19 protein-coding genes and 1 pseudogene are annotated in these 20,557 nt (G+C 70.0%); 9 read left to right on the top strand and 11 right to left on the bottom strand.

Annotation, left to right across the window (positions count from 1 at the left end; translation table 11 throughout):
- Positions 1-60: 60 nt before the first annotated feature.
- On the bottom strand, positions 61-819 hold the full coding sequence (locus ACWCXB_RS21740; protein ID WP_450725096.1) for a hypothetical protein: 759 nt from the start codon (positions 817-819) through the stop codon (positions 61-63).
- 271 nt (positions 820-1,090) lie between these two features.
- On the opposite strand from ACWCXB_RS21740, the gene ACWCXB_RS21745 reads away from it, so the two are divergent.
- Positions 1,091-1,273: a hypothetical protein gene (locus ACWCXB_RS21745; protein ID WP_450725097.1), complete on the top strand. Its 183-nt coding sequence runs from the start codon at positions 1,091-1,093 to the stop codon at positions 1,271-1,273.
- Positions 1,274-1,294: 21 nt separating this feature from the next.
- Here the strand turns inward: ACWCXB_RS21745 and ACWCXB_RS21750 are convergent, their stop codons facing one another.
- From ACWCXB_RS21750 to ACWCXB_RS21765, 4 genes are read right to left on the bottom strand one after another with little or no spacing between them, the layout of a single operon-like run.
- The gene (locus ACWCXB_RS21750) at positions 1,295-1,738 is read right to left on the bottom strand and encodes a VOC family protein (RefSeq protein WP_450725098.1); all 444 of its coding nucleotides are present in this window, start codon (positions 1,736-1,738) and stop codon (positions 1,295-1,297) included.
- 38 nt (positions 1,739-1,776) lie between these two features.
- Positions 1,777-1,917 (bottom strand): hypothetical protein, encoded by a 141-nt coding sequence (locus ACWCXB_RS21755; protein WP_450725099.1) that lies wholly within the window; start codon positions 1,915-1,917, stop codon positions 1,777-1,779.
- 31 nt (positions 1,918-1,948) lie between these two features.
- The gene (locus tag ACWCXB_RS21760) at positions 1,949-2,383 is read right to left on the bottom strand and encodes a VOC family protein (protein WP_450725100.1); all 435 of its coding nucleotides are present in this window, start codon (positions 2,381-2,383) and stop codon (positions 1,949-1,951) included.
- 35 nt (positions 2,384-2,418) lie between these two features.
- A complete protein-coding gene (locus ACWCXB_RS21765; protein WP_450725165.1) occupies positions 2,419-2,976 on the bottom strand; it encodes a pyridoxamine 5'-phosphate oxidase family protein in 558 nt (185 codons plus the stop codon).
- A gap of 143 nt (positions 2,977-3,119) precedes the next feature.
- Here ACWCXB_RS21765 and ACWCXB_RS21770 point away from each other — a divergent pair, with 143 nt between their 5' ends.
- Complete coding sequence (locus tag ACWCXB_RS21770) at positions 3,120-6,134, top strand: bifunctional [glutamine synthetase] adenylyltransferase/[glutamine synthetase]-adenylyl-L-tyrosine phosphorylase (protein ID WP_450725101.1); 3,015 nt, start codon at positions 3,120-3,122, stop codon at positions 6,132-6,134.
- An 89-nt stretch (positions 6,135-6,223) separates the two neighbouring features.
- Here the strand turns inward: ACWCXB_RS21770 and ACWCXB_RS21775 are convergent, their stop codons facing one another.
- Both ACWCXB_RS21775 and ACWCXB_RS21780 read right to left on the bottom strand, forming a co-directional pair.
- Complete coding sequence (locus tag ACWCXB_RS21775) at positions 6,224-7,126, bottom strand: DUF2199 domain-containing protein (protein WP_450725102.1); 903 nt, start codon at positions 7,124-7,126, stop codon at positions 6,224-6,226.
- Between the two features lie 106 nt (positions 7,127-7,232).
- The gene (locus tag ACWCXB_RS21780) at positions 7,233-7,610 is read right to left on the bottom strand and encodes an HGxxPAAW family protein (RefSeq protein WP_450725103.1); all 378 of its coding nucleotides are present in this window, start codon (positions 7,608-7,610) and stop codon (positions 7,233-7,235) included.
- A 129-nt stretch (positions 7,611-7,739) separates the two neighbouring features.
- On the opposite strand from ACWCXB_RS21780, the gene ACWCXB_RS21785 reads away from it, so the two are divergent.
- Positions 7,740-8,207: a MarR family transcriptional regulator gene (locus tag ACWCXB_RS21785; protein WP_450725104.1), complete on the top strand. Its 468-nt coding sequence runs from the start codon at positions 7,740-7,742 to the stop codon at positions 8,205-8,207.
- A gap of 59 nt (positions 8,208-8,266) precedes the next feature.
- Here the strand turns inward: ACWCXB_RS21785 and ACWCXB_RS21790 are convergent, their stop codons facing one another.
- The 3 genes from ACWCXB_RS21790 to ACWCXB_RS21800 form a co-directional block, all read right to left on the bottom strand.
- Positions 8,267-9,157: a phosphatase PAP2 family protein gene (locus tag ACWCXB_RS21790; protein WP_450725105.1), complete on the bottom strand. Its 891-nt coding sequence runs from the start codon at positions 9,155-9,157 to the stop codon at positions 8,267-8,269.
- Positions 9,158-9,243: 86 nt separating this feature from the next.
- Positions 9,244-10,278, bottom strand: a complete 1,035-nt coding sequence (locus tag ACWCXB_RS21795) for a LacI family DNA-binding transcriptional regulator (RefSeq protein ID WP_450725106.1) — start codon at positions 10,276-10,278, stop codon at positions 9,244-9,246.
- Between the two features lie 25 nt (positions 10,279-10,303).
- Positions 10,304-11,920 carry a glycoside hydrolase family 13 protein gene (locus ACWCXB_RS21800; protein ID WP_450725107.1) on the bottom strand — a complete coding sequence of 539 codons (1,617 nt, stop codon included), beginning with the start codon at positions 11,918-11,920 and terminating at the stop codon, positions 10,304-10,306.
- 410 nt (positions 11,921-12,330) lie between these two features.
- On the opposite strand from ACWCXB_RS21800, the gene ACWCXB_RS21805 reads away from it, so the two are divergent.
- Genes ACWCXB_RS21805 through ACWCXB_RS21825 form a run of 5 tightly spaced genes read left to right on the top strand, consistent with a single transcriptional unit; the run spans position 12,331 to position 18,230 of the window.
- Positions 12,331-13,605, top strand: a complete 1,275-nt coding sequence (locus ACWCXB_RS21805) for an extracellular solute-binding protein (RefSeq protein WP_450725108.1) — start codon at positions 12,331-12,333, stop codon at positions 13,603-13,605.
- Between the two features lie 16 nt (positions 13,606-13,621).
- Positions 13,622-14,635 (top strand): carbohydrate ABC transporter permease, encoded by a 1,014-nt coding sequence (locus ACWCXB_RS21810; protein ID WP_450725109.1) that lies wholly within the window; start codon positions 13,622-13,624, stop codon positions 14,633-14,635.
- Positions 14,632-15,492 (top strand): sugar ABC transporter permease, encoded by an 861-nt coding sequence (locus ACWCXB_RS21815; RefSeq protein ID WP_450725110.1) that lies wholly within the window; start codon positions 14,632-14,634, stop codon positions 15,490-15,492. The genes ACWCXB_RS21810 and ACWCXB_RS21815 overlap by 4 nt, the downstream gene beginning before the upstream one ends.
- A gap of 60 nt (positions 15,493-15,552) precedes the next feature.
- Complete coding sequence (locus tag ACWCXB_RS21820) at positions 15,553-17,205, top strand: glycoside hydrolase family 13 protein (RefSeq protein WP_450725111.1); 1,653 nt, start codon at positions 15,553-15,555, stop codon at positions 17,203-17,205.
- Positions 17,190-18,230 carry a LacI family DNA-binding transcriptional regulator gene (locus tag ACWCXB_RS21825; RefSeq protein WP_450725112.1) on the top strand — a complete coding sequence of 347 codons (1,041 nt, stop codon included), beginning with the start codon at positions 17,190-17,192 and terminating at the stop codon, positions 18,228-18,230. The genes ACWCXB_RS21820 and ACWCXB_RS21825 overlap by 16 nt, the downstream gene beginning before the upstream one ends.
- Before the next feature lie 334 nt (positions 18,231-18,564).
- Here the strand turns inward: ACWCXB_RS21825 and ACWCXB_RS21830 are convergent, their stop codons facing one another.
- The gene (locus tag ACWCXB_RS21830; RefSeq protein WP_450725113.1) at positions 18,565-18,930 is read right to left on the bottom strand and encodes a hypothetical protein; all 366 of its coding nucleotides are present in this window, start codon (positions 18,928-18,930) and stop codon (positions 18,565-18,567) included.
- A 243-nt stretch (positions 18,931-19,173) separates the two neighbouring features.
- On the opposite strand from ACWCXB_RS21830, the pseudogene ACWCXB_RS21835 reads away from it, so the two are divergent.
- A pseudogene (locus ACWCXB_RS21835) lies at positions 19,174-20,553 on the top strand (alpha-amylase); the annotation flags it as partial.
- Between the last annotated feature and the right edge of the window lie 4 nt (positions 20,554-20,557).

Consider the following 20,557-nt stretch of genomic DNA (forward strand, 5'->3'; position numbering starts at 1 on the left):
GCCGCACGAACCACGGTCGTTCCACGGCCACCGCAGTCAACCATCCACAGAGAGGACGACCTATGGACCGGTCCGCAGAGCTTCGTCCCACGCATGGGGGCTTTGACAGTGGTTCTTGTGTCCCGCGGTGAGTACGGTGCGCAGTTCCGCGAGGTGCACGGTGTCTGCCGGGAGGTCCAGTTCGGCAAGGAGGTCCAACGCGGCGGACGGTTCGAGGTCACCGTAGAAGTCGTGGTAACTGCTCAGCAGGCCCTTGAAGAGCGCCGGGTGCAGCGCGGGGATGCGAGCGGCGATGCCATACGCAGTCTCCTTCGCCGACCAGGGGACCGGACCCGAGCACTCCAGGACCCGGCGAGCTCGGCGAAGCAGCGCATCCGGGGTCCCGGTCAGCAGGTGGTGGACGTCGTGCCCGAGCACTTCGGCAAAGGCGGTCGCAGAAGTATTCCGGTCCTCGAACCAGTCGACCCACAGTGAATAGGTCACGGCGTCGGCCACCTGGGGCGCTTCCAGACGCCGTCGATAGCCGTCCCAGAGGACCTCAGGCGGTAGGGGGCCGTCCGGGCCCCGGTCGGCGAAGCGGATCTCGCAGGTCACCCAGTACTCGTCGAGTAGATCCAGCAGCGCGAAGGCCAACCGCAGCTGCCCGGCGGTGTCCAGGCGCTCGTCGGTGAAGGCCAGTCCTGCCCAGGACTGCGCGACGTCGTGGGCGGTGAGCAGTCTCTCCGGAATTTCGTTGTCGATCCACTCGTCGTCGCCAACCTGCGTTACGCCGTCCTCCTCCAGCCACCGTCGGGCATCCTCCCTGGCCTGTGCATCCATCCGGACAGTATGGCCAGGCCGGCATGATCCGAAAGGCGAGCGGGAGGCATGGCCCTCCGAGCGGGGGCCGCGGGGTGCGGGAGCGGATCGCGTCTTCGACCGTCGGCCCGGACGTGTTTTGACAGCTGACCCGAGAAAGGAGGAGGGTGAATTAGGGCTGAATGTCTGATTGGCGACAAACGCTGGGAGGTGCATGAGAATGCGCCGAAGGATCGTTGCTGGTATCTCGGCAGCGGCCGCAGGACTCGCACTTGGCGTGATGCCGGCAACCGTGGCATTCGCCTCGAGCGACATGGGGAGCGATCGCGGCTGCTCCGACTGGAGGAACGGATACGACGGTCGCCACCACGACCGCCACCACCACTGCGACGACGACGATGACGACGACTTCTTCGACTTCTTCCACCACAAGAGGGCCGGCAACGTCCTGATCATTCTCGTCGACGCGTCGTAGTCCGGACCACCGACGTGGCCGTCACGGGAGGTGGCGGCGCTCCGAGAGGGGCGTCGGCGCCTCCTGGACCACCCATCCGTTGCCGTCGGGGTCCTGGAAGAACATGAACGAGTTCCAGGGCTCGCCCTTGCCCGGAGCCCAGCCCGTCGGGCCGACGTGCTGGACGGCGCTGACCCCGACGCCACGGGCGAGCAACTCGTCGTGGGCGGATGCGATGTCCGGGACGCAGAGTTGGAGACCCTGGATCGCGCCCGGGTTCATCGTCGTCTGGCCGGGGGCGGGGGGCAGGCCGGAGCCGATGACGATCGAGCAGGGCGAGCCGGGCGGCGTCAGCTGGATGATGCGGACGCCTTTGCCGATGCGGGTGTCGTGGTCGACCGTGAAGCCGCACTGGTCGGCGTAGAAGGTCCTGGCCCGGTCGACGTCGGTGACCGGGATGACGATCACTTCGAGGGTCCATTCCATGGCGCCGCCCGGATGTGGTTCGTGCGGACCGGACACCCCTAGTCCGCGTCGCCGCCGTTCGCGTCCTCGCCGCTCCGGCGCTTCCGCGTCTGCTCGGCGAGGAGCTTCTGCAGGGGCTGGGTGGCGCGCCGGGTCCATTCCTGGGCCCAGCCGTTGCCGTCCCGGTCGCTGAAGTACATGAACGGGTCTCCCGTGTCTCGGCCGCCGGCCTCAGCGTTCGGCGAGCGGGGCCGGGGCTTCCTGGACGACCCAGCCGTTGCCATCAGGGTCCTTGAAGAAGAGGAAGGAATTCCAGGTTTCCCTGCCTTTGCCCTCCTCCCATCCGGACGGTCCCACGCGCTGGACCGGACCGACCTCGACCCCGCGGCCCACGAGCTCGTCCCTGGCCTCGTCGATGTCCGTGACACAGAGCTGCAGGCCCTGGAGCGAGCCCGGGGCCATCCGCGGCTGGCCCGGCGAGTCCGGCAGACCGGCCTCGAGGACGATGGAGCAACGGGAACCGGGCGGGGTGAGCTGCACGAAGCGGGCGCCCTCGAACGGGGACACGTCGACGTCGGCCGTGAAACCGCATCTGTCCACGTAGAACTCCTTGGCCCGGTCGACGTCGGTGACCGGCACGGTGATCACCTCGAGGGTCCATTCCATGGTGGCTCTCCGAACACGGGGTCCTGGGGCGGGGCTCAGCCGGTGAAGCGCCAGCGGGTCTGGCTGAAGGTCTCGCCCTTGCCGAAGCCGAAGGCCGTGCGCGGCGTGACCTCGAAGACCAGGGCGCGGCCCCCGGCCTGGGAGTGGAAGGCCTCGTCCCGTACCTCGAAGCGCCAGTCCGGCCCGTACTTGGCCGCCCACGCCTCGGCCAGCCGGGCCAGCCGCTTCTCATCGCTGATCCGGACCGCCTCGCCCTCGACGACCAGGTCGCAGCCGCCGCCGGACGCGTTGGTGCCGGTCGTGAGCACGACGTGCGGGTTGGCGGCGAGGTTGCGGGCCTTGCGCTCGTCCTCACCCGTGGTGAAGTACAGCGCCCCGTCCAGCCAGGGGCAGAGCAGCGGTGTGACGTGGGGGCGGCCGTCGGGCCGTACGGTCGACAGCCAGAAGACCTCGGCCTTCTCGAGCAGCGCGACGGCGTCGGACCACGGGGTCGCGGTGGCGTCGGGGGAGCTGTAGCGGGGGTCCAGCTCGGTCTGCGGTTCCTGTGCTCCCTGTGGCTGTTCCTGTTCCTGTGCCTGTGACTGTGCCGGCATGTCGGCGTCCTCTCGGTCCTGCATCCCTCACATGGTCCCTTCGAAGTGCCGACTCCGCCCGCCGACCGGGCTCATCGCAATCCGCCGCCTCGGGCTAGGCTCGGACCGGGACCTTGATCGGGTGCGTGATCGGAGGCGGCGGGATGACGGTGCCGGGGCGCAGAAGCAGTACGTTCACACGTTTGCTGCGGCACGGCTTCACCCACCCGGCGGTCGCCGAGCGGTTCCTCGGCCTGCCCGAGATGGCGCCCGTACGGGCCGACTCCGTACTCCTCGACGCGCTGGGCGCCACCGCCGACCCCGACCTGGCGCTGCGTGGGCTCGTACGCCTGGTGGAGGCGCAGAAGCCCGGCGAGCGGCAGGGCCTCCTCGACACCCTGATCTCCGCGAAACCGCTGCGGGACCGGCTGCTCGGCGTGCTCGGCGCGTCCGAGGCGCTCGGTGACCATCTGGCGCGGCACCCGCGCGACTGGTATGCGCTGGTGACGTACGAGGCAGCCGATCTGCACCCCGGTGTGGAGGAGTTCGAGCGCGGGCTCGCCGAGGCCATCGACCCGGTGTCGCTGCGCGTCGCCTACCGCCGCTGTCTGCTGTCCATAGCGGCGCGCGACGTGTGCGGGACCACGGACGTCGCCCAGACCGCGGCCGAGCTCGCCGACCTGGCGACGGCGACGCTGCGCGCGGCGCTCGCCATCGCCCGTACCGCCGCGCCCGAGGACGCCGCCACCTGCCGGCTCGCGGTGATCGCGATGGGCAAGTGCGGTGGCCATGAGCTCAACTACGTTTCGGACGTCGACGTGATCTTCGTCGCGGAGCCGGCGGACGGGGCCGACGAGTCCAAGGCCCTCAAGGCCGCGACCCGGCTCGCGTCCCACCTCATGCGGATCTGCTCGGAGACCACCGTCGAGGGCACGATCTGGCCCGTCGACGCCAATCTGCGCCCGGAGGGCCGCAACGGCCCACTCGTGCGTACGCTCTCCAGCCATCTCGCGTACTACGAGCGGTGGGCGAAGACCTGGGAGTTCCAGGCGCTGCTGAAGGCCCGGGCGGTGGCGGGGGACCCCGAGCTGGGCGCCGAGTACATCGAGGCCGTCTCCCCCCTCGTGTGGCAGGCCTCGGAGCGCGAGAACTTCGTCCCCGACGTACAGAAGATGCGCCGCAGGGTCGTCGACAACATCCCCGTCGCCCAGATCGACCGCGAGCTGAAACTGGGCCCCGGCGGGCTGCGCGACGTCGAATTCGCCGTCCAGCTCCTGCAGCTGGTGCACGGCCGCAGTGACGCGACGCTGCGCAGCGGGACCACGCTCGACGCGCTGAAGGCACTCGCGGCCGGCGGATACGTGGGGCGCGTGGACGCGTCCCAGCTCGACGAGGCGTACCGCTTCCTGCGGGCGATGGAGCACCGCATCCAGCTGTTCCGGCTGCGCCGCACCCACCTCGTACCGGAGAGCGAGGATGACCTCCGCCGCCTCGGACGCTCGCTCGGCCTGCGCACCGACCCGGTCGCCGAGCTCAACAAGGAGTGGCGGCGGCACGCGACGGTCGTACGGCGGCTGCACGAGAAGCTCTTCTACCGGCCGCTGCTGGACGCGGTCGCGCAGCTCGCGCCCGGCGAGATCCGGCTCAGCGCGAAGGCCGCCCGGCAGCGTCTCGAAGCGCTCGGCTACGCCGACCCGGCCGCCGCGCTGCGCCATCTCGAGGCCCTGTCGTCCGGGGTCACGCGCAAGGCGGCGATCCAGCGGACGCTGCTGCCGGTGCTGCTGGGCTGGTTCGCGGACTCGGCGGACCCGGACGCGGGGCTGCTCGGCTTCCGCAAGGTGTCCGACGCGCTCGGCAAGACGCCCTGGTACCTGCGGCTCCTCCGCGACGAGGGGGCGGCTGCGGAGAACCTCGCGCGTGTCCTGTCCGCCGGCCGCCTCGCCCCCGACCTGCTGCTGCGCGCACCGGAGGCGGTGGCGCTCCTCGGCGACCCGGAGGGGCTGAAGACGCGCGGCCGGGACCACCTGGAGCAGGAGGTACTGGCCGCGGTCGGCCGCGCGGACGGCGCCGAGGCGGCGGTCGCGGCGGCGCGCGGAGTGCGGCGGCGCGAGCTGTTCCGTACCGCCGCGGCGGATCTGATCGGTTCGTACGGCACCGAGGAGAACCCGGCCGAACAGGACCCGGGCGCGCTCGTCGACAGTGTCGGCAACGCGGTCACCGACCTCAACGCGGCGACGATCGCGGGCGCGCTGCGTGCCGTCGTCCGCGAGCGGTGGGGCGACACCCTCCCGACCCGCTTCGCCGTCATCGGCATGGGCCGCTTCGGCGGGCACGAGCTCTCGTACGGCTCCGACGCGGACGTCCTCTTCGTGCACGAGCCGCGCGAAGGCGTCGACGAACAGGAGGCCGCGCAGGCCGCGAACACCGTCGTCGCCGAGATGCGCCGGCTGCTCCAGCTCCCCACCGCCGACCCGCCGTTGCTGATCGACGCGGACCTGCGCCCCGAGGGCAAGAGCGGCCCGCTCGTGCGCACGCTCGCCTCGTACGCCGCGTACTACCGGCGCTGGTCGCTCGTCTGGGAGAGCCAGGCCCTCCTGCGCGCCGAACCGATGGCGGGCGACGCCGACCTGGGCGCCCGCTTCATCGAGCTGATCGACCCCCTGCGCTATCCCGCCGAGGGCCTCGGCGAGGACGCGGTCCGCGAGATCCGCCGCCTCAAGGCCCGCATGGAAACGGAACGCCTCCCGCGCGGTGCGGACCCCACCCTCCACACCAAGCTGGGCCGCGGCGGCCTCAGCGACGTCGAATGGACCATCCAGCTCCTCCAGATGCGTCACGGCTGGGTCGAACCGGGCCTGCGCACCACCCGCACCCGCGAGGCCCTCGCCGCCGCCCACGCCGCGGGGCTGCTGTCCACGGAGGACGCCCAGATCCTCGACGACGCCTGGGTCCTCGCGACCCGCGTCCGCAACGGCGTCATGCTGGTGCGCGGGCGCCCGGGCGACACCTTCCCGTCGGACGCCCGTGAACTGGGGGCGGTCGGGCGGTACTTGGGGTACGGGCCGGGGCCCACGCGGCAGCAGCCGCATATGGGGTACAGCGGGGAGATGGTCGACGACTACCGGCGCACGACGCGCAGGGCGCGGGCGGTGGTGGAGGAGCTGTTCTACGGGGCGTAGGTCCGGGCCGCCGTTCGGCCGGGGTGGCCCGGCCGGCCCGGGCGCCGGTGGCCCGGGCCTTCAGAGGGCCCGCAGGATCCTTTCAGGGTTCATGCGTTGCTCCACCGCAGGGACCGCCAGACGTGCTGGGCCCAGGGGAGGTCCTCCGCCGCCTCGTGGCTGCAGAACAACCCGGCGGCAGTCCCGCTGGTGGGCACCGTGTACCCGTAGAACTCGTGCCGCTCCCGGCCGTGGTCGCTCGGGGTGAGCCAGAAGGCGTGCCGCACCCCGTGCGGCAGGCGTTCGGTGAGCCGCTGTGCGGGCAGGGCGTCGGGGGAGCCGTCGAGCAGCGCGGCCAGGAAGTCGTCGGGGGCGCGGCCCGGGATGTCGTCCTCGAACACGGTGACGGCCACGCCGCGGCCCGGCCCGGCGAACTGGTCCACACCGTCGGCGAAGCGGGCCGACATACCGGCGGTGCGCTCGACGGACCACTGGTCGCCCAGGTCGGTGCGTACAGCGACGGGCAGCGGGTGCGGGAAGCGGCTGAGGACGTGGTCGCGGTCCCAGGTGTCCGCCAGGAGGCGGGAGATCGCCGGGTGGTGGCCGGCGACGAGGTACGGCAGTTCCTCCGGGTCGCCGACCCGGGCGGTGACCGGGGCGCCCAGCAGGTCGTCGCCCCACGGGCGGATCGCGTTGGCGAGCGTCCCCCGGAAGGACAACTGCGCGTAGGCGGGCTCCTCCCATACGGCCTGGGCGTGCTGGAGAGCGTCGTCGTCGACCTCCAGCCAGGTGCCCAGGACCAGTTCGGTGTCGCCGGTCAGCCGGACGGGGAGCAGACAGCGTACGAAGGAGCCGACGCCGTCCACGCGGAGCAGGGCGGAGGGCCCCGGGCTGTGCCGGGCCTCGTCCGGTGCGGTGAGCGCCGCGTCCGGCAGATTGAAGCGGAAATCGATGCGCCGCTCGTCCGCGAGGGGTTCCCCGCAGCAGGAACAGCAGGTGGGTGGGGTGTTCACGCCGTGCAGCCTAGCCCTGGCCGTGCGAAGGCCCGAACGCTGAGGTACCGCTCCTGCGCGTCACCGGGCTGCGACCGGGCACGCCCGGTGCTCGACGCGGCATCCATCAGGACGACAGGTCAGCCGGAGCAGCCGTGCGAGAGGTGGTGACGGCGGGCTCGGGCGCCGCGCCCGTGCGGACCGCAACGCCGTGCCGTCCGGCCAGCCGGCATCCGAGGCAGCCCGCGTGCCCCTCGCGCGCGGCGCGGTCCCGGACCAGGAGGCCCCACTGGTCGGCAGGCCGCGGGCCGGGCGGTTTGCCCCAGCCCGCGAGGTGCAGGCCCCATGTGACCAGCACCGCCGAGGCCATGACGCCGAGCCCCGGCCAGATCCCCGGGTGCCAGCCGCAGATTCCCACGCCGGTGACCGCGGCCCCGGCCGTGGCGACGGCGCAACCGGCCCATCCGGCGACGGTGTGGCCCTCGTCGTGCTGATGTCCGCTCACGTGCCTGCCTCCTCGCGCCCGCCGGGCCGTGCCACTGCATGCCACGGCATGCCGCGGCTACACCACCGGCGCCGGACTTAGGATGTCTTAGCAAGTGAGGAATTTATCTTACGCACTAAGGGAATTTCAATGGAGGGCAAGCTCCGCCCCGCCGCCTCCGCCTCGGACGCGATCGGCGCGATGGACGATCTCATCGCGACGAGCATGGTCGGCCAGCAGGAGTTCGCCCGGAACCTGGGTCTGAGCGTCACGGACCTCATCTGCTTCGCTTACGTCCTGGAGGCCGGGGACTCCCCGGTCACCGCCGGCGATCTGGCCGGGCGCGCGCATGTCACGACGGGGGCGGTGACCGGCATCCTCAACCGCCTGGAGCGCGGAGGGTTTGTGACCCGGCGGCCGGACCCCGCCGACCGGCGCCGGGTGCGGGTCGCCGCCGTCCCGGCAGCTGCCGAGCGTGTGCGGGCCATTTACGGGCCCTACTACGAGCGCCTCGCGGAGCTCTTCGCGGACTACACGCCGGACGAGATCGCCGTACTCGCCGACTGGTTCACGCGGGCCGGTGCGCTGGCGCGCGCCTACCTGGAGGAGTCGTGCTAGACCGGCCCAACGGTTACGGAGTGTTGCGGTGAACCCTCCGTCGCTGCCTCAGCGCCATGTCACCGCTGTGCCACGTTCAGCTCCGGCCGGGCGGTGTCGGCGGCGGCGGCGATGGAGGGCACCGCGACATGCCGCGGCAAGCGGTGCGGCATCGCCCCGTACAGCACGTACGAGACGCCGTACCCGAACGCGAGGCACATCAGGCCGCCCACCGCGTCGAGCCAGAAGTGGTTGGCCGTGGCGACGATGACTATGAGGGTGAGGGTCGGGTACAGCACGCCGAGGATCTTCGCCCAGGGCGCCGACGCCAGCGCGACGATGATGAGCCCGCACCACAGCGACCAGCCGATGTGCATCGACGGCATCGCCGCGTACTGGTTCGACATGTTCTTCAGATTGCCCGAGGCCATCGAGCCCCAGGTGTGGTGCACCAGCACGGTGTCGACGAAGTTCTGGCCGTTCATCAGGCGCGGCGGAGCCAGCGGGTACAGGTAGTACCCGACGAGCGCGACACCCGTCGTCGCGAAGATGACGGATCGCGCCGCGGCGTAGCGGCCCGGGTGCCGGCGGTAGAGCCAGACCAGCACGCCGATGGTCACCAGGAAGTGCAGCGTGGCGTAGTAGTAGTTCATCGTCACGACGAGCCATGTCACCGAGTTCACGGCGTGGTTGACCGTCTGCTCGACCGCGATGCCGAGCGCCTTCTCGGCGTCCCAGATCCAGTCGGCGTTGCGCAGGGCCTGTGCCTTCTGCTCCGGCACCGCGTTGCGGATGAGGGAGTAGGTCCAGTAACTGACCGCGATGAGCAGGATCTCGAACCAGATCCGGGGCCGCCGCGGTGTCCGCAGCCCGCGCAGCCCTCCGTGCTCCGGGGCCGGACGCTCCTCGCTCACCATGGGTGACGGGGCGGCCGTCCGGCCTTCCAAAGTCTTCACGGTCGATTCACCCATAGGGAGAGAGTCTGCCAGATACACAACTCTCGTCCGATCATCCCCTGGGCTGGTTCCGGCCGCACGCGGTACCTCTTGAGTACTACCTAAGAATTAGGTGCAACCCCGGGCCCGGAAGCCGTTGAACCGCGTACGACCAATTCCGGCATGAAGACGAACTCGCTGTGGGGCGCGGGCGTCCCGCCGATCTCCTCCAGCAGCGTCCGTACCGCCGCCTGGCCCATCGCCGGTACCGGCTTGCGGATCGTCGTCAGGGGCGGGTCGGTGAAGGCGATGAGCGGGGAGTCGTCGAAGCCGACGACCGAGATGTCGTGCGGAACTTCGAGTCCGCGCTGCCGCGCCGCCCGGATCGCGCCGAGCGCCATCATGTCGCTCGCACACACGACCGCCGTGCATCCGCGGTCCATCAGCGCGGTTGCCGCGGCCTGCCCGCCCTCCAGGGTGTAGAGGGAGTGCTGGATGAGCTCCGCCTCGATCTCCTGGTCCGTCAGGCCCAGCTGTTCATGGACCGCCTTGACGAAACCCTCTATTTTCCGGAGAACCGGGACGAATCGCTTCGGGCCGAGCGCCAGACCGATCCGGGTGTGGCCGAGGGAGACGAGATGTGTCACCGCGAGCCGCATCGCCGCCCGGTCGTCGGGCGAGATGAACGGGGCCTGCACCTGCGGCGAGAAGCCGTCGACGAGCACGAAGGGCACGCCCTGGGCGCGCAGCTTCTCGTAGCGCTGCATATCGGCGCTCGTATCGGCATGCAGTCCGGAGACGAAGATGATGCCGGACACGCCCCGGTCCACGAGCATTTCGGTGAGCTCGTCCTCGGTGGAGCCGCCGGGGGTCTGGGTGGCCAGCACGGGGGTGTAGCCCTGGCGGGTCAGCGCCTGTCCGATGACCTGGGCCAGGGCGGGGAATATGGGATTTTCCAGTTCGGGCGTGATGAGTCCGACAAGTCCGGCACTGCGCCTGCGCAGCCGGACGGGGCGCTCATAGCCCAGGACGTCGAGTGCGGCGAGCACCGATTCGCGGGTGGTCGCGGCCACGCCTGGCTTGCCGTTGAGCACTCGGCTGACCGTGGCTTCGCTGACCCCCGCCTGGGCTGCGATGTCGGCAAGCCGTGCGGTCATGGGATTGGACTGTACCGGTCGCATGTCAGATTGCCCACCAGGTGCTGGAGTCGGCGGGAAGGCGTACCGTCCCGCCGGTGAACTCGGGTGTCGCCGACGAAAGGAGCACGCTGCCCGGTACGGGCAGTTCCACTTCGGTGCCGCGCGTGTTTGTCGTGCACAGGAACCCGTCGCGGGCGAGGGCGAGTACGCCCTCGGGTGCGTCCAGCCAGGTCACCGTGTCCCCGGCGCCCAGGCCCGGGTGCTCACGGCGTACGGCGAGAGCGGCCCGGTACAGCTCCAGCGTCGAGCCCGGAGCCCCGGTCTGAGCCTCCACGCTCAGCTCGGCCCACGCCTCGGGCTGCGGAAGCCAGCTCCCGCCGGATCCGAACCCGTACGAGGAACCCTCCCGCGTCCACGGGATCGGCACCCGGCACCCGTCCCGGAACCCGTCCTGCCCCTCCGCACGGAAGAACGACGGATCCTGACGCACCTCGTCCGGAAGATCCGTCACATCCGGCAGACCCAGCTCCTCGCCCTGATACACATACGCCGAACCCGGCAACGCCAGCATCAGCAACGACGCCGCACGCGCCCGCCGCAGACCGACGGGGCCGTCGCCGTAGCGGGTCGTGTGACGTACGACATCGTGGTTGGACAGCACCCAGGTCGTGGCCGCACCCACCGACGCCGTCGCCGCCAGCGACGCGTCGACGACCTCCCGCATGCGAGCCGGGTCCCAGGGGCAACGCAGGAACTGGAAGTTGAAGGCCTGGTGCATCTCGTCCGGGCGTACGTACAGGGCGAGCCGCTCCGGCGTCGGCGCCCAGGCCTCCGCGACTCCTACGCGCTCACCGTCGTACGAGTCCAGCAGCCGGCGCCAGCCGCGGTGGATCTCGTGGACCCCGTCCTGGTCGAAGAACGGCAGCACCTGGGCGCCGATCATCTTGGCCTGCTCGCGCAGCCCGATGTCGGGCAGGCCGTCCGCCTTGACCATGCCGTGTGCCACGTCGATACGGAAGCCGTCGACGCCGAGGTCCAGCCAGAAGCGCAGGACGGAGGCGAACTCCTCGCGCACGGCGGGCTGGTCCCAGTTGAGGTCCGGCTGCTCGGGCGCGAAGAGATGCAGATACCACTCGCCGTCCTCGACACGGGTCCACGCCGGCCCGCCGAAGACGGACTCCCAGTCGTTCGGCGGCAGTTCGCCGTGCTCGCCCTTGCCCGGACGGAAGTGGTAGTACGCGCGCTCGGGGCCGCCGGCGAGCGCCGCGCGGAACCAGGCGTGCCGGTCGGAGGTGTGGTTCGGGACGATGTCGACGATCACCCGCAGGCCCAGGCGGTGGGCCTCACGGACGAGGTCGTCGGCGTCGGACAGCTCGCCGAAGAGAGGGTCGACGGCCCGGTAGTCCGAGACGTCGTAGCCGCCGTCGGCCTGCGGGGACGCATAGAAGGGCGTCAGCCAGACCGCATCCACCCCGAGCGCGGCGAGATACGGGAGCCGGTCGCGGATGCCGCGCAGATCACCGATGCCGTCGCCGTCGCTGTCGGCGAAGGAGCGGACGTACACCTGGTAGATGACGGCGTCACGCCACCAGTCCCGCGCCTGTTCCGACGCCTGCCGGGCGAGGTGGGGCGCGGTGGTCGTGCTGAGCTCCTGCGTCATGGAGGGTCCCCTTCGGATCCTTCGCTGCCGGCGGCGGTGCCGGCGAATGCCTGCGGATGCCTGATTCGGGATGATCCGGATCTACCGGTTCAACGCCGACCTATGTCGAAGGTAACAGCGCTGCAATCTCTTGCGGAAGCAGTTGCGCGGGTCGCAGTCGACGGACCGGTGGGCCGCCCGTAGCGGGCCTACGCCGCCTGAGCAGCCCCCTGAGCAGGGCTCCGAGGCGGGCTGGAGCGCATGAATCCTTGGTTGACAAGGTTCGTGTCGGCAACCGTGAGGACACGCGGATGTAACGATCGCCGTCTCTTGCGGAAATCTCTCGCAAGGTCTTTCGGACTTCTTTCAACCTTGTTACGTTCCTCGACGAATCGGCGCCGTGATGGAGCGGCCCCATCGAAGGAGTTCACATGCGACGTGGCATAGCGGCCACCGCTCTGGTCGCGAGCCTGGCGCTCACGGCGACCGCGTGCGGCGGCAACGACACCGAGGGCGCGAAGAGCAGCGCGGACGGGAAGCTGTCGGGCACGGTCACCTGGTGGGACACGTCGACCGTCGGCAGCGAGGACAAGGTCTTCAAGAAGCTCGCCGAGGGTTTCACCAAGAAGCACCCGGACGTCAAGATCAAGTACGTGAACGTCCCCTTCGGTGAGGCGCAGAACAAGTTCAAGAACGCCGCCCAGTCCGGCTCCGGCGCCCCCGACGTCATCCGCTCCGAGGTCGCCTGGACCCCCGAGTTCGCCGACCTCGGCTACCTCGCCCCCCTCGACGGCACCGCCGCCCTCAAGAACGAGAAGGACTTCCTGGGCCAGGCCGCCGCCTCCACGAAGTACAACGGCAAGACCTACGCCGTCCCGCAGGTCATCGACACCATGGGCATCTTCTACAACAAGAAGATCTTCAAGGACGCCGGTGTCGAGGTCCCCAGCACCATCGCCGAGCTGAAGACCGTCGCCAAGACCATCAAGGACAAGACCGGCAAGACCGGTATGTACCTCCGCGGCGACGACGCCTACTGGTTCCTGTCCTTCCTCTACGGCGAGGGCGGCGACCTCGTCGACGCCGAGAAGAAGCAGATCACCGTCGACAACCCGGCCGGCGTCAAGGCCATGAAGGTCGTCAAGGACCTGGTCGACTCCGGTGCCGCCAAGACCGACGCCACCGACGGCTGGAACAACATGCAGTCGGCCTTCAAGGACGGCAAGGTCGCCATGATGATCAACGGCCCGTGGGCCGTCGCCGACACCTACGCCGGCAAGGAGTTCAAGGACAAGTCCAACCTCGGCGTCGCCCCCGTGCCCGCCGGTTCCGCGAGCCAGGGTGCCCCGCAGGGCGGCCACAACCTCGCCGTCTACGCGGGCTCCAAGAACCTCGCGGCCTCCTACGCCTTCGTCGAGTACATGAGCTCCGTCGAGGCCCAGACCCAGGTCGCCAAGGAGCTCAACCTGCTCCCGACCCGCTCCTCCGTCTACTCCAACCCGCAGGTCGCGGCGAACGAGATCGTCGGCTTCTTCAAGCCGGCCGTCGACAAGGCCGTCGAGCGCCCCTGGATCCCCGAGGGCGGCAGCCTCTTCGCTCCGCTCGTGACCGAGTACACCAAGGTCCTCACCGGCCAGACCACCCCGGAGAAGGGGAGCAAGGCGACGGGCGACGCCTACCGCAAGCTCCTCAAGGACTGGAAGTAAGGGAAGAGACCGACTGATGGCTGTCCACACCAGCGGCCGGTCGGTGGCGAAGGCCGCGGAGCCCACCAGGGCCCGCGGCCATCGCCGCGACTCCGCACGGAAGCCCGGCCCGCTGCGCCGCGCGCTCTCCACTCACTGGTACGCCTGGACCATGGTCGCCCCTGTGGTGATCGTGATCGGGGTGATCATCGGCTATCCGCTCGTCCGCGGCATCTATCTGTCGCTGACGAACGCCGACGAGCGGAACGTCGAGAGATCGATCGGGGTCAACCACCTCCCGGCGACGTACGAATTCGTCGGCCTCGACAACTACGCCGACGCGCTCACCGGCAGCCAGTTCCTCGACACCCTCGGGTGGACGCTGGTGTGGACGGTCTCCTGTGTGGCCGTCACCTTCGGCCTGGGCCTCGCCCTCGCCAACATCCTCAACCGCAGGATCGCCGGCCGGTCGGTCTACCGGATGATGCTGGTCCTGCCCTGGGCCGTGCCCGGCTTCGTCTCCGTCTTCGCCTGGCGCTTCCTCTACAACGAGGACAACGGCCTGCTCAACAAGATCCTCGGGGGCGGCGGCATCGACGCCGTGCCGTGGCTCAACGACCCCACCTGGGCCAAGTTCTCGGTGATCGCCGTCAACGTCTGGCTCGGCGTCCCGTTCATGATGGTCGCCCTGCTCGGCGGTCTGCAGTCCATCCCCGGCGAGCTGTACGAGGCCGCCGAGATGGACGGCGCGAGCGCCTGGCAGCGGTTCCGCCACATCACCATGCCCGGGCTGCGGTCGGTGTCCACCACCGTCATCCTGCTGAGCACCATCTGGACCTTCAACATGTTCCCGGTGATCTTCCTGCTCACCCGGGGCGGTCCCGGCGAGGCCACCCAGATCCTGGTGACCCAGGCGTACAAGTTCTCGTTCGAGATCAGCCCGCGCGACTTCGCGCAGTCCTCCACCTGGGGCGTGCTGATCCTCGTCCTCCTGATGGTCTTCGCCGCTGTCTACCAGCGCGTCCTCCGCAAGCAGGGAGAAACCTGGTGACCACGACCAACGTCCCGGCGAACGCCCCGCTGCGCGGCCGCCGCTCGCCGCTCGCCTCGGCCGCACTGCATCTCACGCTGCTCGTCGCGTCCGTGATCGCCGTCTTCCCGGTGCTGTGGGTCTTCCTGACCTCGATCAAGCCGGCGTCGTACGCGACCACGACCGACTTCTTCAAAGAGACGACGTTCGAGAACTACACCAACCTGCTGGGCGACACCCCGTTCCTCACCTGGTTCGGCAACTCGCTGCTCGTCGCGGGCCTCACCACGGTCCTCGGAGTCTTCGTCGCCGCCACCACCGGCTACGCCGTCAGCCGCTTCCGCTTCCCCGGAAAGCGCGGGCTGATGTGGACCCTGCTCATCACCCAGATGTTCCCGGTCGCGGTCCTGATCGTGCCGATCTACAACATCATGGCGGGCATGGGCCTGCTCAACGAGCCGGCCGGTCTGGTCATCACGTACCTCACCATCGCCGTGCCGTTCTGCGCCTGGATGATGAAGGGCTTCTTCGACACCATCCCCCGGGAGATCGACGAGTCCGGGCAGGTCGACGGCCTCACCCCGTTCGGCACCTTCTGGCGGCTCATCCTGCCGCTCGCCAAGCCGGGCATCGCGGTGACCGCGTTCTACTCCTTCATCACCGCCTGGGGCGAGGTCGCCTACGCGTCCGCCTTCATGGTCGGCGACGAGAACCTCACGCTGGCGGGCGGACTGCAGAAGTTCGTCAACCAGTACGGCGCCCAGTGGGGCCCGATGACCGCGGCCTCCGTGCTCATCGCGATCCCGGCCGCGATCGTCTTCCTCTTCGCGCAGCGGCATCTGGTGACCGGCGTATCGGCCGGCGCCGTCAAGGGCTGAGCCTCCCCCACGGCTCACATGCGTACGTTCCTTCCGCATCCGACGACACCCAGGGATGAAATGACCCAGCACCTCGCCGCCCCCACCCACCCGACCAGTGGCACGCACACCGGCTGGTGGCGGGACGCGGTGATCTACCAGGTCTATCCGCGCAGCTTCGCCGACGGCAACGGCGACGGCATGGGCGATCTCGCGGGCATACGCAGCCGGCTCCCGTACCTCAAGGAGCTCGGCGTCGACGCGGTCTGGCTCAGCCCGTTCTACGCGTCCCCGCAGGCCGACGGCGGCTACGACGTCGCCGACTACCGGGCCATCGACCCGATGTTCGGCACCCTCCACGACGCCGACGCGCTGATCCGCAGCGCGCACGGCCTCGGCCTGCGGGTCATCGTCGACCTCGTGCCCAACCACTGCTCCGACCGCCACGACTGGTTCCGGCAGGCACTGCGCGAGGGCCCCGGCTCCCGGCTGCGCGAGCGCTTCCACTTCCGCCCCGGCAAGGGCGAGCACGGCGAACTGCCGCCCAACGACTGGGAGTCCATCTTCGGCGGCCCCGCCTGGACCCGCGTCGAGGACGGCGAGTGGTACCTGCACCTCTTCGCGCCCGAGCAGCCCGACTTCAACTGGGAGCACCCCGCCGTCCAGGACGAGTTCCGCTCGATCCTGCGCTTCTGGCTGGACCTCGGCGCCGACGGCTTCCGCGTCGACGTCGCGCACGGCCTGGTCAAGGCGGCGGGCCTGCCCGACATCGGCTCCGGCGACCAGCTCAAGCTGCTCGGGAACGACGTCATGCCGTTCTTCGACCAGGACGGTGTGCACGACATCTACCGCTCCTGGCGGCGGATCCTCGACGAGTACGAGGGCGAGCGCGTCCTCGTCGCCGAGGCATGGACCCCGACCGTCGAGCGCACCGCCATGTACGTACGCCCCGACGAGATGCACCAGGCCTTCAACTTCCAGTACCTGACGACCAACTGGGAGGCGAAGGAGCTGCGCGAGGTCATCGACGGCTCGCTGGCCGCGATGCGCCCCGTCGGCGCCCCCACCACCTGGGTGCTGTCCAACCACGACGTCACCCGGCACGCCACGCGCTTCGCCAACCCCGCCGGGCTCGGCACGCAGCTGCGCGAGCAGGGCGACCGTGAGCTCGGTCTGCGGCGGGCGCGTGCGGCGTCGTTGCTGATGCTGGCGTTGCCGGGTTCGGCGTATGTGTATCAGGGCGAGGAGCTGGGTCTGCCGGATGTGACGGATCTTCCGGACGAGGTGCGTCAGGATCCGTCGTTCTTCCGTGCGGAGGGGCAGGACGGGTTCCGGGACGGGTGCCGGGTGCCGATCCCGTGGACGCGGGAGGGTTCCTCGTACGGGTTCGGATCCGGCGGGAGCTGGCTTCCTCAGCCCGAGGCGTGGGCCGAGCTGAGCGTGGAGGCTCAGACCGGGGCTCCGGGCTCGACGCTGGAGCTGTACCGGGCCGCTCTCGCCGTACGCCGTGAGCACCCGGGCCTGGGCGCTGGGGACACGGTGACCTGGCTGGACGCACCCGAGGGCGTACTCGCCCTCGCCCGCGACGGGTTCGTCTGCACCACCAACACCACGGGCGCGCCGGTACGCCTCCCCGTCCCCGGCACGCTCCTGCTGGCCAGCACGCCCGTCGCGGTCACGGACGACGACACCGTTGTCCTGCCCGCCGACACCACGGTGTGGTGGACGGTGTGACGATCCCGAGGCCGAGGGGCGGCGCCGGCACCGCCCCTCGGCTCGCCGACATCGCAGCCCAGTCGGGCGTCAGCGAAGCCACGGTGAGCCGCGTCCTCAACGCCAAGCCCGGCGTCTCCGCGGCGACCCGCACCCGGGTGCTCGCCGCCCTCGACGTCCTCGGCTACGAGCGTCCCGTACGGCTGCGGCGGCGCAGCGCCGGGCTGATCGGGCTGGTGGTGCCGGAGCTCACCAACCCGATCTTCCCGGCGTTCGCGCAGGTCGTCGAGCAGACGCTGGCCGGGCACGGCTACACGCCCCTGCTGTGCGCCAAGCAGCCGGGCGGGGCGACGGAGGACGAGCTCGTCGAGCAGCTGGAGGAGAGCGGCGTCGACGGCATCGTCTTCCTCTCCGGGCTGCACGCCGACACCTCCGCCGACCCGGCGCGCTATGCCGAACTCACCGCCCGCAATGTCCCGTTCGTCCTCATCAACGGCTACAACGAGCGGGTGTCCGCGCCCTTCGTCTCGCCCGACGACCACATGGCGGCGGGCATGGCCGTACGCCATCTCGCCGACCTCGGACACGAGCGGATCGGGCTCGCGGTCGGGCCCGTGCGGTACGTGCCGTCGCGGCGGAAGACGGAGGGCTTCCTGGAGTCGGCGGGGCCGGGCGCCGAGCCGTACGTCAGACACACCCTGTTCAGCGTCGAGGGCGGGCACGCGGCAGCCGCCGAGCTCATCGACGCGGGCTGCACCGGCATCGTCTGCGGCAGCGACATGATGGCGCTCGGCGTCATCCGGGCGGCCCGGGAGCGCGGGCTCGACGTGCCGGGCGACGTGTCGGTGGTCGGGTACGACGACTCGCCGCTGATCGCCTTCACCGATCCGCCGCTGACGACGGTGCGCCAGCCCGTACAGGCCATGGCGTCGGCGGCGGTGGGCGCGCTGCTGGAGGAGATCCGCGGCAATCCCGTGCCGAGCACGGAGTACGTCTTCCAGCCGGAGCTGGTGGTGCGGGGGTCGACGGCGCGGGTGCGGGACTGAGCCGTCCGCGTGGTCCGTTCGCCCCGCTTCACACACCTCGCCGTTGCGCCGCCGGCCGCGTCCAGGACCTCGAGCACATCAGGGACCGCAGGGAAGTGCGGAGCGCAGCTGGAACAGGCGTTCCCTGACCGACGGTGACTGTCCTCGCCCACCCCCAGGCCCTATAGGAGCCCCCTGTATTGAACGACCTGCTGTCGCTGACGGCATTTTCAAGGTGCCCCGCTCGACGGTGTACGAGCACCTCGGCAGGGAGAAGACGGCGCCCTGTCAACGGACTCCTGACGCAAACTTCACTGGCCGCGCCGCCGGAGTGAGGCGGGACACGGCTGGGAGGTCAGCTCATCTGCGCCTTGATGTGCTGGATCACCTCGTTGAATTCGCGCGTCGGGGAGAAGTCCACGTAGTCACAGTCCTCGAGTGCCTCGGGAGCGTGGCCCGGCGGCCAGTAGAAGGCCTGGCCCGCCTCGTAGATCTCGTCCCCGTCCTTCGTCTTCATCTTCAGCCGGCCCGCGAGCAGATAGCCCCAGTGGGGGCATTGGCACAGATCGTCGGGCTGGCCCTTCAGGGCAGGTGCCATGTCCGCGCCCTTGGGCAGCCGTACGAACGAGACAGTAAGGTCTCCACCCACTTCCTCCATGCGCAGTTCCACGCCACCGCCTTCGATCGCGACCGGGGTGTCGCGCCGTGTCGCTGCCGTCATGGCTCCTCCACGTGATCGGTCGGGGCCCCCGCCTCCTCCAGTTTCCCCGGGCAGAGATCCGGAAGGGCTGCAACTTCTTGCGGAACGATGTCTTCCGTGAGTCATGCAGATGTCGAAACTGTTGACCGATTGACGGTCTGCCCCTACGGTCACCTGCGCAGAGGGTCTTGCAGTTTTGCAGCAAGAACATTCAATCCCCCACCCGGCCCTCTGTCCCCCTTCCTGAGCCGCAGGAGGAACCACATGGCCAGCAGATCTCTGGCCGCCGCGCTCGCCCTCGTGGCGGGAGCAGCGGCCGCGGTGATCGCGCCGACGGGAGCCGCGCAGGCGGCCCCGCCCGGCACCAAGGACGTCACCGCCGTCCTCTTCGAGTGGCGCTTCGCCTCCGTCGCCACAGCGTGCACCAACACCCTGGGCCCCGCCGGATACGGCTACGTCCAGGTCTCCCCGCCCCAGGAGCACATCCAGGGCGGACAGTGGTGGACCTCGTACCAGCCCGTCAGCTACAAGATCGCGGGGCGGCTGGGCGACCGCACCGCGTTCGCGAACATGGTCAGTGCCTGCCACGCGGCCGGCGTCAAGGTCGTCGTCGACACCGTCATCAACCATATGGCCGCGGGCTCCGGTACGGGCACCGGCGGCTCCTCGTACACCAAGTACGACTACCCCGGCACCTACGCCTCCTGGGACATGGACGACTGCACCGCGCACATCACCAACTACCAGGACCGCGTGAACGTTCAGTACTGCGAGCTGGTCGGGCTCGCCGACCTCGACACCGGCGAGGAGTACGTCCGGAACAGGATCGCGGGCTATATGAACGACCTGCTGTCGCTGGGCGTCGACGGCTTCCGGATCGACGCCGCCAAGCACATGCCCGCCGCCGACCTCGCCGCCATCAAGGCGAAGCTCAGCAACCCCGGCGTGTACTGGAAGCAGGAGGCCATCTACGGAGCCGGTGAGGCCGTCCAGCCCACGGAGTACCTCGGCAACGGCGACGTGCAGGAGTTCCGGTACGCCCGCGACCTCAAGCGCGTCTTCAACAACGAGAACCTCGCCTACCTGAAGAACTACGGCGAGGGCTGGGGCTACATGGAGAGCGGCAAGTCCGCCGTCTTCGTCGACAACCACGACACCGAGCGCGGCGGCGACACCCTCAACTACAAGGACGGCGCCAACTACACCCTGGCGAACGTCTTCATGCTGGCCTGGCCGTACGGCGCACCGGACGTCCACTCCGGCTACGAGTGGTCCGACAAGGACGCCGGCCCGCCGAACGGCGGCACGGTGAACGCCTGCTACAGCGACGGCTGGAAGTGCCAGCACGCCTGGCGCGAGATCTCCTCCATGGTCGCCTTCCGCAACCAGGCCCGCGGCCAGTCGGTCACCAACTGGTGGGACAACGGCGCGGACGCGATCGCCTTCGGGCGCGGCGACAAGGCGTACGTGGCCATCAACCACGAGTCGTCCTCGCTGACGCGTACGTTCCAGACGTCGCTCCCGGCCGGGACCTACTGCGACGTCCAGTCGGGCACGGGCGTCACGGTCAACAGCGCGGGCCAGTTCACGCGGACGCTCGGCCCGAACACGGCGGTCGCCCTGCACGTGGGCGCGAGGAACTGCACAG

It is taken from the genome of Streptomyces sp. NPDC001514, assembly GCF_053597075.1.

Bases quoted from the DNA above. Each gene is read 5' to 3' on its own strand.
- ACWCXB_RS21795 (WP_450725106.1), bottom strand. From the start codon at position 10,278: ATGACCGCACGGCTTGCCGACATCGCAGCCCAGGCGGGGGTCAGCGAA.
- ACWCXB_RS21820 (WP_450725111.1), top strand. From the start codon at position 15,553: ATGACCCAGCACCTCGCCGCCCCCACCCACCCGACCAGTGGCACGCAC.
- ACWCXB_RS21755 (WP_450725099.1), bottom strand. From the start codon at position 1,917: ATGTACTTCAGCGACCGGGACGGCAACGGCTGGGCCCAGGAATGGACC.
- ACWCXB_RS21800 (WP_450725107.1), bottom strand. From the start codon at position 11,920: ATGACGCAGGAGCTCAGCACGACCACCGCGCCCCACCTCGCCCGGCAG.
- ACWCXB_RS21805 (WP_450725108.1), top strand. From the start codon at position 12,331: ATGCGACGTGGCATAGCGGCCACCGCTCTGGTCGCGAGCCTGGCGCTC.
- ACWCXB_RS21790 (WP_450725105.1), bottom strand. From the start codon at position 9,157: ATGGGTGAATCGACCGTGAAGACTTTGGAAGGCCGGACGGCCGCCCCG.
- ACWCXB_RS21810 (WP_450725109.1), top strand. From the start codon at position 13,622: ATGGCTGTCCACACCAGCGGCCGGTCGGTGGCGAAGGCCGCGGAGCCC.
- ACWCXB_RS21770 (WP_450725101.1), top strand. From the start codon at position 3,120: ATGACGGTGCCGGGGCGCAGAAGCAGTACGTTCACACGTTTGCTGCGG.
- ACWCXB_RS21785 (WP_450725104.1), top strand. From the start codon at position 7,740: ATGGAGGGCAAGCTCCGCCCCGCCGCCTCCGCCTCGGACGCGATCGGC.
- ACWCXB_RS21760 (WP_450725100.1), bottom strand. From the start codon at position 2,383: ATGGAATGGACCCTCGAGGTGATCACCGTGCCGGTCACCGACGTCGAC.
- ACWCXB_RS21750 (WP_450725098.1), bottom strand. From the start codon at position 1,738: ATGGAATGGACCCTCGAAGTGATCGTCATCCCGGTCACCGACGTCGAC.
- ACWCXB_RS21740 (WP_450725096.1), bottom strand. From the start codon at position 819: ATGGATGCACAGGCCAGGGAGGATGCCCGACGGTGGCTGGAGGAGGAC.
- ACWCXB_RS21830 (WP_450725113.1), bottom strand. From the start codon at position 18,930: ATGACGGCAGCGACACGGCGCGACACCCCGGTCGCGATCGAAGGCGGT.
- ACWCXB_RS21765 (WP_450725165.1), bottom strand. From the start codon at position 2,976: ATGCCGGCACAGTCACAGGCACAGGAACAGGAACAGCCACAGGGAGCA.